The sequence below is a fragment of the Planktotalea sp. genome (assembly GCF_018607995.1).
Classification (GTDB): Bacteria; Pseudomonadota; Alphaproteobacteria; order Rhodobacterales; family Rhodobacteraceae; genus Planktotalea.
Genome location: NZ_JABBAL010000030.1, coordinates 251762 through 265984, shown reverse-complemented (window position 1 = coordinate 265984; position 14223 = coordinate 251762). Strand labels below are relative to the sequence as shown.

Sequence of the window (14223 nt, the reverse complement as noted above, 5' to 3'; positions counted from 1 at the left end):
TTGTGATTTAAAGGCAATAGACCAAATATGAGCGAGACGCCGCATACTGACGTTGACGCAACGGAGCCTTCAAAGCCTAAACCTGTTTTGCGCAAGCGTCATTTTACGCAAGCAGTTCTGGCGGGCTTGGGTGGCTTTGCGGTTGCTTTTGCGATTGGCTTTATCTTGTTGGTGGGTCGCGACATAAAAGCGCCTGATTGGTTGCAAGCGCAGATCGACGCAAAGATCGCAGAAGCTTTGCCGAATGTGGACATCGCCATTGGCACGATGTCGCTGCGCATTGAACCCTTCGATCTAAGCCCGCGTGTGTTTTTCCAGAACGTCTCAGTCAAGGATGAAACTGGCCTGCCGTTTGCCTCACTTGGAGAGCTCAGCGTGCGCGCCGCGTTTCCTGCCGCAATCAGAGGCCAATTCTTACCAAAGAAAATCTCATTGTCAGGCGCTTTAATGAAGCTGCGCCGTGGCTCGGATGGCGGGTTCGATTTGACCATCGGCTCTGCATTGCAAGCCAGCGGCGAAGGCGCAAGTTTGATCGCGCTCATCGAAAGCCTTGATAGCCTGCTTGTTCAAGATGAGCTGCGTTACCTTCGCGAAGTCAATGCAACCAGTCTCACCGTGCTTTATGAAGACGCGCGAGCGGGGCGGGCTTGGACGGTGGACGGTGGCCGCATGCGGGTCAACACGGATGGCGATGCGCTGACAATCGGGGCCGATTTTGCACTCCTAGGCGGACAGGATTACGCAACAACGATGGAGCTGAGCTATGAGAGCGAAATCGGCTCACCAGCCGCGCGCGTTGGTATTTCACTGGCGGATGCACCCTCGCAAGATATTGCAAGTCAAAGTCAGGCCCTTTCGTGGATGGAGGCCTTGCGCGCACCAATTTCGGGGTCATTGCGTTCTGAAGTTTTCGATAATGGTGACTTTGGACCCTTGAATGTGACCCTTCAGATTGGCAAGGGCGTGGTGCAGCCCGAAGATGAGGCAAAACCTGTCCCGTTTGAGGGTGCGCAGGCTTACTTCAGCTATGAACCTATTGATAACATTTTGAAATTTTCAGAATTGAACATCAAATCTGCATGGTTTGAAGCAAGCGCGGAAGGGCACGCGCGGCTTCAAAATGCTTCGGGCGGTTGGCCAGAAGCCTTGCTTGGGCAGTTCACGGTGAGGAGCGTCAGTGCTAATCCCAACCAGCTTTACGAGACACCCGTCACGCTGGAGCAGGCGGATCTCGATTTACGCTTGGTCTTTGATCCTTTCCGTCTGGATATTGGTCAGCTGGTTTTGCGCGAAGCGGGGCAGGTAGTGATCGCAAACGGGCGTGTGGACATCGGTTTGGATGGCTGGCAAGTAGCGCTTGATGCGCGCTCCGAAGAACTTGATATCAAACGTGTATTAGAGGTGTGGCCGCAGACCGTCAAAACCAAAACACGAAATTGGATTTTGCAAAATATCGTCAAAGGAGACGTTAAGAATGTGCGTATGGCATTTCGCGCGGTGCCAGATGAACCGCCGGATTTGCATGTGAACTTTGCCTATGCTGATGCCTCGTTGAGGTTTATGAAAACGATGCCTTTGATCGAAAATGCGCGCGGCTATGTGCGCATTGAAGGTGAGCGCCTGATTGCCGCTGCTGAGGCTGGGCAAGTTACACCTCCACAAGGTGGCCCCATAGATGTCGCCGGAACCGTCTTTGAAATTCCCGATATGCGGATAAAAGGCGCGCCCGCTAAACTGCGTCTGGAAACCGAAAGTAGCATCACCGCGGCGCTTTCCTTGCTTGATCAAAAACCGTTTTTGTTCCTCAGTAAAGCAGGCCAATCGGTCACGCTTGCAGGTGGGCGTGCAACTGTGTCCGGTGCGGTCGGGTTTCCGTTAAAGAAAAAGATCGAAACCTCAGAGATCCTGTTTGATATCTCAGGCGATGTTACAGGTGTGCGCAGCGATACCTTGTTTGAAGGGCGCACAATCGCCGCCGATCGTATTGCTTTGGTCGCAAAACCCAATGAAATTGTTTTGCAAGGGGAAGGCCGCATAGATGCTGTGCCTATCGATGGAGTGTGGCGTATGCCGCTTGGTACGCCTGGTGCGGGCAGTCAGCTTAAAGGACAGGTCGAACTGTCCGAGCGGTTTGTGAATACGTTCAACATCGGTATACCGCCCGGCTCCGTGACTGGAAAGGGGCAGGGCGAGATCACGATTAACTTACGCGCGAAACAAGCCCCGAGTTTTGCGCTGACCTCGAATTTGCAAGGCGTGGACGTCAAGATTGCCCCGCTTGGATATCACAAGGAGCCCAACAGGCGTGGATCATTGTCGGTTGTTGGCAAGCTTGGTGGCAAGAACACAGGTCCACCCGTTGTTGAGCGTTTGGTCTTTGATACGTCTGGGTTGAAGGCGAATGGATCAGTGACGATTAGCGCGGCTGGCACATTAGAACGCGCTAGATTTGATCGCGTGCAAGCTGGGGATTGGCTCGACGCGCCCGTAACGCTGACGGGACGTGGTCGCAATGCGCCCCCGGCGGTCACACTTGGCGGGGGGGCGTTAGATCTGCGCAAAATTCCCGCACAGAACGCGCAAAGGAACACGGGTGCGACGCCGCTCGATGTGATGCTTGATCGCCTGCAAGTGACTGAAAGCATCGTTTTACGCAATTTCAAAGGCGCGTTTCAATCCGATAATGGCCTGACAGGCAATTTTACGGGCCGCTTAAACGGCAAAGGTGCGCTGTCCGGGCAAACAATTCCGCGAAACGGGCGTACCGCGGTACAAATCAAGAGCAGAAATGCTGGTGCTACGATCAATGATGCGGGTCTTTTGAAGAACGCGAACGAGGGTGCGATGACCCTAAGCTTGACGCCGCGAGCGGGGGCGGGTGAGTTTGATGGCAGTTTGGAAATCACCAATTTGCGTTTGCGAGATGCGCCGCCTGCACTGGCGCTCTTGAGTGCGGCAAGTGGGATCGGCTTGCTCGAGCAACTTGATGGGCGTGGGCTGGTTTTCACCGATGTGAACAGTCGTTTTCGCATTACCCCCAAGACGATTGTCGTGTCTGAGGGTAGCGCGATTGGTCCGTCTTTGGGGCTTTCTGTCGATGGCTATTATGATATTGCGAGCAAACAGCTCGATATGCAGGGCGTCGTGTCGCCATTTTTCGCTATCAACGGCATTGGTTCGATCTTTACGCGTCGCGGTGAGGGGCTTATTGGCTTTAATTTCAATGCGGATGGTCCGGCGGCGTCGCCGCAGATAGATGTGAATCCGCTCAGTATTTTCACCCCCGGCATGTTTCGCGAAATTTTCCGTCGCCCGCCACCTAAGTTGAGCCAGTAACTACATGAAACTCAGCGATTTCGACTTTGATTTGCCAGAAGACCTGATTGCGACGCGCCCTGCGAAACCCCGCAGTTCCGCGCGGCTTTTGTTGGCTCAAGACAGTGCGATCAAAGATGCGCATGTTTCTGATCTTGTTAAAATCTTCCAACCAGGTGATTTGCTTGTTCTTAACAACACCAAAGTAATCCCCGCGCGGCTTTTTGGAGTGCGCAAACGCGAAAGCGTACATGGTTCTGGCGAGGCTAAGATTGAAGTCACTTTGCTTGAACCCGCCGCCGCGCAAGGCACATGGCAGGCTTTGATCAAGCCTTTGCGCAAAGTGAAAGAGGGGGAAGTCATCGTGTTTTCTGAGACGTTAAGCGCAATGTTAACAGGCAAAGACGACGCCCAGGGCACGCTGCACTTTAACCTGCTTGGTGATGACTTTGATACAGCACTTGCTGAGGCCGGCGCGATGCCGTTGCCCCCCTATATAGCCGCACGCAGACCTGCGGATACCCAGGATAAGGACGACTATCAAAGTGTGTTTGCGCAGCACTCGGGGGCTGTGGCTGCGCCGACTGCGTCGCTGCATTTCGATGCGGCTCTGTTGGCCGAGCTTACAGAGCGGGGCGTGGAGTTTGCCGAGGTGACTTTGCACGTGGGCGCGGGCACGTTTTTGCCTGTGAAGGTCGAGGATGTGACAACCCACAAAATGCACGCAGAATGGGGGCAGGTCGACGAAACTGCCGCCAATCATATTGCTGCTGCTATGCGTGAAGGCCGGCGGGTCATCCCAGTTGGTACAACCGCTCTGCGTTTGATCGAAAGCGCTGCGGCGCAAACGGGCGAGATCGCTCCATGGGAAGGGGAGACGGACATCTTCATCTACCCCGGTTTTAATTTCAATGTGGCTGATGCGTTGATGACTAATTTCCACTTGCCCAAAAGCACATTGATGATGCTCGTGTCAGCGCTCATGGGCAAAGAGCGTGTTGATCAGATCTACGCCCATGCCATCGCCAATAAGTACCGCTTTTTCTCTTATGGCGATAGCTCGTTGTTGGTGCCCGAGAAATAACGCCGCTCGCGTCACTTTGTGTGTCGTGCATAAACTAGATGTTGAGAGAACCGAGGCATACACGCGAAGAATATCGCCACTCGGCACCGCGAGGTTCGCTATGTTTTCTGTACTGACAAACTCTTGGGCCCTGTTGTTGGGCATGATGTTGTTGATGCTCGGCAACGGTTTGCAGGGCACGCTTTTGGGCGTGCGCGGCGAAATCGAAGGGTTTTCTACTTTTGAGATGTCGCTGGTGATGTCGGCCTATTTCATCGGCTTTCTAGGGGGATCACGCTTGGCCCCTGAAATGATCAGGCGTGTCGGGCACGTGCGCGTCTTCGCAGCCCTTGGCTCGTTGATTTCGGCGGTCTTGATCCTCTATCCAGCCTTGGCGAACGCCGAAGCCTGGATGATCGGTCGTATAATCATCGGCTTTTGCTTCTCGGGCGTCTATGTGACGGCGGAAAGCTGGTTGAACAACTCTGCTACCAACGAAAACCGTGGCCAAACCCTCTCTGTTTATATGATAGTTCAAATGATCGGCATCGTCGCAGCGCAAGGCATTTTGGTACTGGGCGATCCCTCTGGTTATATCTTGTTCATTGTGCCTTCGGTCCTTGTTTCCATCGCGTTTGCGCCTATTTTGCTGTCGATTACACCAACCCCAGCATTTGATACGACCAAACCTATGTCACTGAAGCAGCTCTTTGATGCTTCCCCTCTAGGGGTGATCGGCATGTTCTTTTTGGGCGGTGTATTCTCTGCCCAATTCGGCATGGCCGCGGTTTATGGTGGTAAAGCTGGCTTGAGTGTGGCGCAAATTTCGATGTTTGTGTCGGCCTTCTATATAGGCGCAATGATTATGCAGTACCCCTTAGGCTTCATTTCGGACCGGATAGATCGACGTTTCCTTATCCTAGCGACAGCAGCTCTGGGTGGCATAGCATCGCTCTTCGTTGTTTTGTGGGCAAAAGATTTTTATGTCTTGTTGGCCGCGGCCTTTATGATTGGCGGTACATCGAACCCGCTTTATTCCTTGTTTCTTGCCTATACCAATGACTTTCTTGAGCATGAGGATATGGCGGCCGCCTCTGGTGGTATGGTGTTTATCAATGGCCTTGGTGCAATTTCCGGCCCTATTGTGACGGGTTGGCTGATGACAACATTCGGCCCAGGAGCCTTTTTTGGGTTTATCGCAGCGCTGATGTTGGCCATTGCGGCCTATGCGGCCTTCCGCATGACGCAACGGTCTGCGCCCTCTGTCGATGATACTGCTGGTTTTCAGGCTATTATGCCCTCGGCTTCGCCAGTCTTTGTTGAGGTCGCGCAGGAAATCGCGATTGAAAACGCAATTGAGGAACAAATGGATGAATATCTCCCCTAAATATGTCGTTTTTGACGCTTTTTGTTACTAGTCTCAGTGACTAAGTTGGTTGTAGCAATACGAAGACAAATACGCCCAATTAGGAGAAATGCGATGATTGTGGCCGCAGATGATGTCCTGAGCTTTTGGCTCGATAAAAAGACGCCTACTGATTGGTACAAGGCTGATGACGCGCTTGATCAAGAAATCCGCGATAGATTTGGCGAGACGTGGCAGGCGGCGATGGAGGGCAAGTTTGGCCTGTGGTTGACCTTTCCTAGCGGCGCATTGGCCTATATCATTCTAACAGATCAGTTCTCGCGCAACATGTTTCGCGGTTCCGGTAAAGCCTTCGCATCTGACAAAGCAGCATTAGCCGCGGCGAAGGTAGCGATTGATCGGCAATGGGACATGCGCATTGACGAACCCGCGCGACAGTTTTTCTACATGCCATTGATGCATTCTGAAAGCCTGTGTGATCAGGAGCGCTGTATACGCATGTTGAAAGAGCGGATGCCAAAGTCTGGTGATAGCAATTTGCTTCACGCAAAAGCCCATCGCGACGTGATCCGCAAATTTGGGCGCTTTCCCTATCGCAACGACGCATTGGCACGCCGCTACACCCAAGTCGAAAAAGACTATGTGCAAAGTGGCGGTTACGGAACAACAGTACGTGAGCTGCAAAACGTCAGCGCCTAACTTTGAAAATGTGACTCATTCTTTTTGGGCGGCCGTTTGGCTGCCCTTTTCTTTTTACGATCCGCTGAGTAGCCTGTTTCCAAACAACAAATATTGGAGCATGCGATGAGCAGTACAGCCTACGATATGATCGTCATTGGTGCGGGACCAGGAGGCTATGTCGCTGCGATTCGCGGTGCGCAGCTTGGCCTAAACGTTGCCGTGGTCGAGCGTGAACATATGGGTGGAATTTGCTTAAATTGGGGCTGTATCCCGACGAAAGCGATGCTGCGCTCTGCGGAAGTGTTTCATTTGATGCACCGCGCGAAGGAATTCGGACTAAGCGCAACGGGCGTGGACTACGATCTGGACGCTGTTGTGAAACGCTCTCGTAAGGTGGCGGGTCAACTTTCTTCTGGCATTTCGCATTTGATGAAAAAGAACAAGATCACCGTTTTGATGGGGCAGGCGCGATTGTCGGGCACTGGCGAAGTCTCGGTTAAGACCGACAAAGGTTATGAAATTTTGACATCTGCCCATATCGTCCTTGCTACAGGCGCGCGCGCACGTGAATTGCCCGGGCTGGAAGGCGACGGCGACCTTGTTTGGACTTACAAAGACGCGCTCACACCAAAGCGTATGCCGAAAAAACTTCTGGTTATTGGCTCTGGCGCGATTGGGATCGAGTTCGCAAGTTTCTACAACACCCTCGGCGCGGATACGACGGTTGTCGAAGTCATGGATCGTGTGTTGCCCGCTGAGGACGAAGAAGTCAGCGCATTCGCCAAGAAAAGTTTTGTCGCACAAGGTATGAAGATCTGCGAGAAAGCGATGGTAAAACAGTTAGATCGCGCGAAAGGCAAAGTGACGGCGCATATTGAGCAAGATGGAAAAGTCACCAAGGAAGAGTTCGATACAGTGATTTCCGCGGTGGGTATCGTTGGTAATGTCGAAGGGCTTTGCCTTGAAGAGGCAGGTATTTTGGTGGATCGCACCCACGTTGTCACAGATAAATATTGCCGCACGGATATTTCAGGTGTCTACGCGATTGGTGACATCGCGGGCGCACCGTGGCTTGCGCATAAAGCCTCGCATGAAGGTGTGATGGTTGCCGAAATGATTGCAGGCAAAGCAGTGTACCCGATCAAACCCGGCTCTATCGCCGGCTGTACCTATTGCCACCCGCAAGTCGCCAGCGTCGGCATGACCGAAGCGCAAGCGCGCGACGCAGGGCACGCGATCAAAGTCGGTCGTTTTCCATTTATGGGCAACGGCAAAGCCATCGCCTTGGGCGAGGCGGGAGGATTTGTGAAAACAGTTTTTGATGAAAAAACAGGTGAATTGCTTGGCGCGCATATGGTTGGGGCAGAAGTCACCGAAATGATTCAAGGCTATGTGATTGGCCGCCAATTGGAAACTACGGAAGAAGATCTGATGCACACGGTTTTCCCGCATCCTACTTTGTCAGAAATGATGCACGAAAGCGTATTGGACGCCTATGACCGAGCCATTCATTTTTAGGATCTCGTGATGCCGTCGCTCAATCGGATAGAGATGCCTTTACAAGGGATGTCAGTCGCTGAAATTTCTGGTCAGTGGGGCAAATACTTCAACTTTGGCTCTTACGAGCAGTTTAGCTATCCCCAATATGATATCTGCAAAGGTCTATTTGAGGGCGAAGATGGTCGCAGCTGCAAGTTTGATTTGATCATTGCCGATCAAGTTTGGAGCATTTGGATCGACCTTATATTGCTACAAAAAAATGTACGTAAAATGATAAAAAGAGGGTTTTATTTCTATATTTCATCCCCGTTTTTTATTCGGTTCCACGCAGCCCCTCAGGATAATTCGCGTTGGCCAGCGCGCGGTTTGAAGACCTTGCTTTTAGAATGCGTTTTTGATGAAAGTGAAATCGGGATCAGCCAATGGGGAAATCGCGCGGCGGCGCTTAGAAATCTTGAAGCCGAAAGACCACCCGAACTTGATATCAAAAATGAGGATCTAAGCAATGATCCCGATTTCCCGATTACGGCCTGAGCGATTGCACGAAAAATCTGATCCCACAACAAATTGGTTGATTATCTCCCTCGTTTGGGCGGCAGGTTTGGGTGCGGCGGCGCAGTTTGGAAAAATTGCTATTTCGCTGGATGAATTTCGCACGATTTATAGCGTGGGCGAGATTGGCCTCGGCTTTTTGATTTCTTGTGTTGGGTTGGTTGGGCTGGTTTTCGGTGTTGTCGGAGGGATCCTTATCCCTCAAATTGGCATTCGCCGTGCCTTTGTGTGGGGAATGTTTGGAGCAGCAGTGCTTTCGGCGCTTCAAGCCGTCCACCTTCCATATTTTGCTTTAATCATTTTGCGGATACTGGAGGGGGCGAGCCATCTTCTGATTGTAGTCGCGGGTCCGATTTTGATGGCGCGGCATAGTTCAATCGCGGCGCGTGCGGCTGTTATGACACTATGGAGCAGCTTTTTCGGGCTGTCCTACATGCTTGTCGCGCTGATCGCACCTGTTTTGCTTACGCTTGGTGGGATTAGCACGTTGTTTCTTGCACATGCGGGGTACATGTGTGTTCTCGGGTTTGCGTTATGGAGGGTTTTGCCGCCGCCGGTTGTCCCAGACAGCGCGCAAAGAACGAATAAGCGGCTCGACCTTGCAAAAATTCTTCGCCTGCATTTGACAATCTATACGTCACCATGGCTTAGCGCAGCTGCGTTAGGATTTGTGTTCTATACAGGTCTCTACATCGCGCTTTTGACATACCTGCCGGATTTCGTCGATGCGATCCGACGCACTGGACTATCGGCGTCGTTGCCGTTTGCGTCTATCGCCACTTCTCTGACCTTGGGCGTTGTTATGCTCCGTTTCATTGATCCTGTTCGTGCGGTCATAATTGGATATGTTTTGATCGCTGTTTCAGCGCTGCCACTGATCTTTACACTTGGACAGGACGCGGCATTTATTGTTGCTTGCCTCATACTACTAGGGACTACGGGGATTGTGCCAGGGGCATCTTTTGCGGCCTTGGCGTCATTGAACACCGACGAGACTGATCGCGCCTATGCGACGGGCGCAATCGCTCAATTGGGCAACCTAGGAACTACAACTGGCCCCCCCATTTTGGCCGCGATCATCGCGCAATTCGGACTTTCTGGAACAGTTGCCTTCGTGATGCTGTTTTCTGCTTGTGGTATCTCAATCCATCTTTTTTTTGCGGGCCGTCGCAGGAAATCTATGAACGAAACAGATTAATCTTTCGTATATTCCCCATTTGTTCTATTTGTTGTGCATCATCAGGGCTGGCCGAATCCAAAGCTATGCCTATGTGTTAGCGGTGAACCAAAGGGGCGCAAAATGGCCGAGCTGAAAAACATCGAAGTGCGTGGCGCGCGTGAGCACAATCTCAAGTCAATTGATGTGGATATTCCGCGCGATCGGCTGGTGGTTATCACTGGACTGTCAGGCTCGGGTAAATCATCGCTCGCTTTTGATACGATTTATGCTGAAGGCCAACGCCGCTACGTTGAGTCCCTCAGCGCTTATGCACGCCAGTTCCTTGATATGATGCAGAAACCTGACGTGGATCACATCAGTGGCCTTAGCCCAGCAATTTCAATCGAACAGAAGACGACGTCGAAAAACCCACGCTCGACTGTGGGCACTGTGACAGAAATCTATGACTACATGCGCCTGCTGTTTGCGCGAGTTGGCACTCCCTATTCCCCGACGACCGGTCTGCCGATTGAGGCGCAACAAGTGCAAGACATGGTCGATAGGATCATGGGGCTGGAAGAAGGTATTCGCGGTTATCTTCTTGCGCCGATTATTCGAGATCGAAAAGGTGAATATCGCAAAGAATTCATGGAATTGCGCAAGCAAGGCTTTCAACGTGTCAAAGTAGATGGCGCGTTTTATGAGTTGGATGAACCTCCCACATTGGACAAGAAATTTCGACATGACATTGATGTGGTTGTGGATCGGATTGTCGTGCGTGAAGGTTTGGAAACCCGTCTTGCTGACAGTTTGCGCACAGCGCTTGATCTCGCAGATGGCATCGCAATTTTTGAGACCGCCCCAAGCGAAGGCGAGCCGGAACGCCATACTTTTTCCGAAAAATTCGCTTGTCCTGTAAGTGGTTTCACCATTCCTGAAATCGAACCTCGCCTGTTTAGTTTCAACGCGCCATTTGGAGCCTGCCCTGAATGCGATGGTCTTGGAAAAGAGTTATTTTTTGATGAACGATTGGTGGTTCCTGACGCAACTTTGAAAATTTCTGACGGCGCACTTGCCCCTTGGCGCAAAGGAAAGTCTCCGTATTTCTTGCAAACCATTGAAGCTATCGCGAAACATTACGAGTTTAATCAAAATACCAAGTGGAAAGATCTGCCCGCCTATGTGCAGCAGGTTTTCCTACATGGGTCCAGCGAAGAGGAAATTCCCTTCCGCTATGATGAGGGCGGGCGCGTCTATCAGGTCACGCGGGTCTTTGAGGGTGTCATTCCGAATATGGAGCGACGCTATCGCGAAACGGATAGCAACTGGATTCGCGAAGAATTTGAGCGTTATCAAAATAATAGACCTTGCGGCACATGCGAAGGTTTCCGTCTGCGCCAAGAAGCTTTGGCTGTTAAAATCGCCGATTTGCACGTGGGTCACGTGGTACAAATGTCGATCCGTGAGGCCTATGAGTGGTGCACAACCGTGCCCGCCTCTTTGACTGCGCAACGCAACGAGATTGCAAAGGCGATTTTGAAAGAAATTCAGGAACGTTTGGGTTTCCTTAACAATGTGGGCCTAGAGTATTTGACATTATCTCGTGCCAGCGGAACGTTGAGCGGGGGAGAAAGTCAGAGAATTAGATTGGCGAGCCAGATTGGATCGGGTTTACAGGGTGTTTTGTACGTTTTGGACGAGCCGTCCATTGGCCTGCACCAGCGTGATAATGATCGCTTGCTCCGCACGCTTAAAAACTTACGAAATCAAGGCAATACGGTGATCGTTGTTGAGCACGATGAAGAGGCTATTCGTGAGGCGGATTATGTTTTTGATATAGGGCCCGGTGCCGGTGTGCACGGTGGCCAAGTAGTGTCAAAGGGCACGCCTGCGGAAATTATTGCCGACAAGGCATCGATGACTGGCCAATACCTCAGTGGCAAGCGGGAGATTGCTGTTCCGGCAGACCGTCGCGCGGGCAATAAGAAGAAGATCAAAGTCGTCAAAGCAACGGGCAATAATTTGCGGAGTATAAGCGTGGAATTCCCGCTTGGTAAATTTGTCTGTGTGACTGGCGTATCTGGTGGTGGTAAATCTACACTGACAATCGAAACGTTGTTCAAAACAGCGTCGATGCGCTTGAATGGTGCGCGCCAGACACCAGCTCCTTGTGAGACGATCAAAGGCCTCGAATATCTTGATAAGGTGATCGATATTGATCAACGCGCGATTGGGCGCACACCGCGATCAAACCCAGCGACGTACACTGGCGCGTTCACGCCGATCCGTGATTGGTTTGCTGGCTTGCCAGAAGCCAAAGCACGCGGCTACAAGCCTGGTCGTTTCAGTTTTAATGTTAAAGGTGGGCGTTGTGAGGCGTGCCAGGGAGATGGTGTGATCAAGATCGAAATGCACTTCCTCCCTGATGTCTATGTAGAATGCGAAACTTGCAAAGGTGCGCGGTACAATCGCGAGACCCTCGAGATCCGTTTTAAGGGCAAGAGCATCGCGGATGTTTTGAATATGACGGTCGAAGACGCGCAAGATTTCTTCAAAGCGGTGCCAAACATTCGCGATAAAATGGATGCGTTGATGCGCGTCGGCTTGGGCTATATTAAGGTTGGGCAACAGGCGACAACCCTCTCGGGGGGGGAAGCGCAGCGCGTGAAGCTCTCGAAAGAACTCAGCAAACGCTCAACAGGGCGTACGCTTTATATTCTGGACGAACCAACAACGGGTTTGCATTTCGAAGATGTTCGCAAGTTGTTGGAAGTGCTGCATGAATTAGTCGACGCGGGGAATTCGGTCATCGTGATCGAGCACAATCTTGACGTCATAAAAACCGCAGATTGGATCATCGATATTGGGCCAGAAGGTGGTGATGGCGGTGGCGAGATTGTCGCAGTTGGTACGCCTGAGACTGTTGCCGAAGTCGAAGGTAGCTATACAGGCCATTACCTCAAAGGGATGTTGGAAGCAGCCGCAAAACGCGTTGTGGAGAAGTAGGGTTAAAGCGGCCGGATCTTTAATTGCGTGATCCGATTACCGCTACGACCTGCAACTTCAAAACGGAACCCGTGGAAACTGAAGACCTGTCCCGTGGTTGGGATCATCTGCGCTTCGTGGATTACTAATCCCGCAACGGTGTTGGCTTCCTCATCGGGCAGGGCCCAATCGACTGCGCGGTTTAGATCGCGAATCGTCATTGCGCCGTCTATTACATAATGGCCGTCCTCATCGGGGATCATGCTTGCATCTTCTTCGAGATCGAATTCGTCGGTAATTTCACCAACGATTTCTTCCAGAATATCCTCCAGCGTGATCAATCCTTGGAGTGTGCCATACTCGTCCACAACCAACGCGAAATGCGTGCGGCGGCGCAGGAAATTGCGCATTTGATCATCTAGCGTGGTGGTTTCAGGCACGAAATAGGGCGGCATCGCAACTTCGCGAATGTCGAATTTTGTAAGCCCAGAGACCGAACTGGTTTCGGGATCAATCAAGCGGTGCATCGCACGCAAAAGATCCTTTGCGTGAACCGTGCCAACAATGTTTTCAGGTTCACCATCATAGACGGGCAGGCGTGTGTGACGGCTTTCCAAACATTGACGCAAGATCGCGGACGGGTCACAGGCAGCATCAATCATTTCAATCCCTGAACGATGCAACATGATTTCCTCGACGACACGATCGCCAAGATCCAGCGCACCAAGAATGCGATCACGATCTTCCTTTTCAACTATCCCTTCGGAGTGACCCAAGTTTAGAGCACCTTCGATTTCTTCCTTTACAGCCAGAATATGACCATCGGGGTCGGTCATGATACCGAACACTCGCAACACCCCGCGCACGAAAAAGCGAACGGCGCTGACGACTGGTGAAAAAACGGTGATCACCAATTGGATCACGGGCGAGACCAAGGCGGCTGCGCGTTCCGCGTTGGTGATCGCATAGGTTTTCGGCAAAACTTCTGCAAAAATGAGGACCAGCAAAGTCATCACCAAGGTGGCAAGGGCGACGCCGCTTTCACCGAACGCGCGGGTGAACAAAGCCGTCGCAAGCGACGTGGCGAGAATATTCACCAAGTTATTGCCCAACAAAACGGAGCCGATTAGGCGTTCATTGTCTTCTGTAATGTCCAAAGCACGCTTTGCGCCGCGCGATCCTTTATCCGCCTGCGTGCGCAATTTTCCTCGCGAGGCTGCGGTCAATGCGGTCTCGGATCCCGAAAAGAATCCTGACAGCACGAGCAACAGCAAGATCGACCCTGTCGTGATCCAAAAGGTGTTATCAAGAAGTGGTGTGCTGGGGTCCATGGGTCTTGTCTTTCTCTGGGGTCTTCATGTTATGGGGGCGGGTGGTCGACACTTCAAGGGAGCCGGGCATGCGCATCAAAGAATTGGGCGACTTTAACGGTGAAATCACGGTTTTTGGTGGACCTTATTCAAATATTCAGGCGCTTGAAGCTGTGCTCGCCACCGCGCGTGGCGCATCGATTTGCACAGGCGACTTGGTTGCCTATTGCGGTGCACCAGAGGCAGTTGTTGCTCGCATACGGCGTGAAAATGTTTAAATTGTTGTTGGAAA

Annotated in this window: 10 protein-coding genes; 9 read left to right on the top strand and 1 reads right to left on the bottom strand. The window is 51.9% G+C overall.

The genetic code is table 11. From position 1 onward, the window contains the following. The first annotated feature begins 27 nt into the window (after positions 1-27). From QZ280_RS12565 to uvrA, 8 genes are all read left to right on the top strand, one after another. Positions 28-3336, top strand: a complete 3309-nt coding sequence (locus tag QZ280_RS12565) for an AsmA-like C-terminal region-containing protein (protein WP_293444714.1) — start codon at positions 28-30, stop codon at positions 3334-3336. Between the two features lie 4 nt (positions 3337-3340). Then, positions 3341-4399, top strand: coding sequence for a tRNA preQ1(34) S-adenosylmethionine ribosyltransferase-isomerase QueA (gene queA / locus QZ280_RS12560; RefSeq protein WP_293444712.1), 1059 nt, complete (start codon positions 3341-3343; stop codon positions 4397-4399). Between the two features lie 100 nt (positions 4400-4499). Next, positions 4500-5765, top strand: a complete 1266-nt coding sequence (locus tag QZ280_RS12555; RefSeq protein ID WP_293444710.1) for an MFS transporter — start codon at positions 4500-4502, stop codon at positions 5763-5765. 96 nt (positions 5766-5861) lie between these two features. Continuing rightward, on the top strand, positions 5862-6443 hold the full coding sequence (locus tag QZ280_RS12550; protein WP_293445196.1) for a DUF924 family protein: 582 nt from the start codon (positions 5862-5864) through the stop codon (positions 6441-6443). Positions 6444-6548: 105 nt separating this feature from the next. Further along, positions 6549-7943: a dihydrolipoyl dehydrogenase gene (gene lpdA / locus QZ280_RS12545; RefSeq protein ID WP_293444708.1), complete on the top strand. Its 1395-nt coding sequence runs from the start codon at positions 6549-6551 to the stop codon at positions 7941-7943. Positions 7944-7952: 9 nt separating this feature from the next. Then, entirely contained in the window at positions 7953-8459 is a 507-nt protein-coding gene (locus tag QZ280_RS12540; protein WP_293444706.1) for a dihydrolipoamide dehydrogenase, read from the top strand. Then, a complete protein-coding gene (locus tag QZ280_RS12535) occupies positions 8431-9675 on the top strand; it encodes an MFS transporter (protein ID WP_293444704.1) in 1245 nt (414 codons plus the stop codon). Before QZ280_RS12540 ends, QZ280_RS12535 begins: the two co-directional genes overlap by 29 nt. 102 nt (positions 9676-9777) lie before the next feature. Continuing rightward, positions 9778-12642 carry an excinuclease ABC subunit UvrA gene (uvrA, locus tag QZ280_RS12530; protein WP_293444702.1) on the top strand — a complete coding sequence of 955 codons (2865 nt, stop codon included), beginning with the start codon at positions 9778-9780 and terminating at the stop codon, positions 12640-12642. 2 nt (positions 12643-12644) lie between these two features. Here the strand turns inward: uvrA and QZ280_RS12525 are convergent, their stop codons facing one another. Continuing rightward, positions 12645-13952 (bottom strand): HlyC/CorC family transporter, encoded by a 1308-nt coding sequence (locus tag QZ280_RS12525; RefSeq protein WP_293444700.1) that lies wholly within the window; start codon positions 13950-13952, stop codon positions 12645-12647. 68 nt (positions 13953-14020) lie between these two features. Here QZ280_RS12525 and QZ280_RS12520 point away from each other — a divergent pair, with 68 nt between their 5' ends. Beyond that, positions 14021-14209 (top strand): metallophosphoesterase family protein, encoded by a 189-nt coding sequence (locus tag QZ280_RS12520; RefSeq protein WP_293444698.1) that lies wholly within the window; start codon positions 14021-14023, stop codon positions 14207-14209. Positions 14210-14223: the final 14 nt, after the last annotated feature.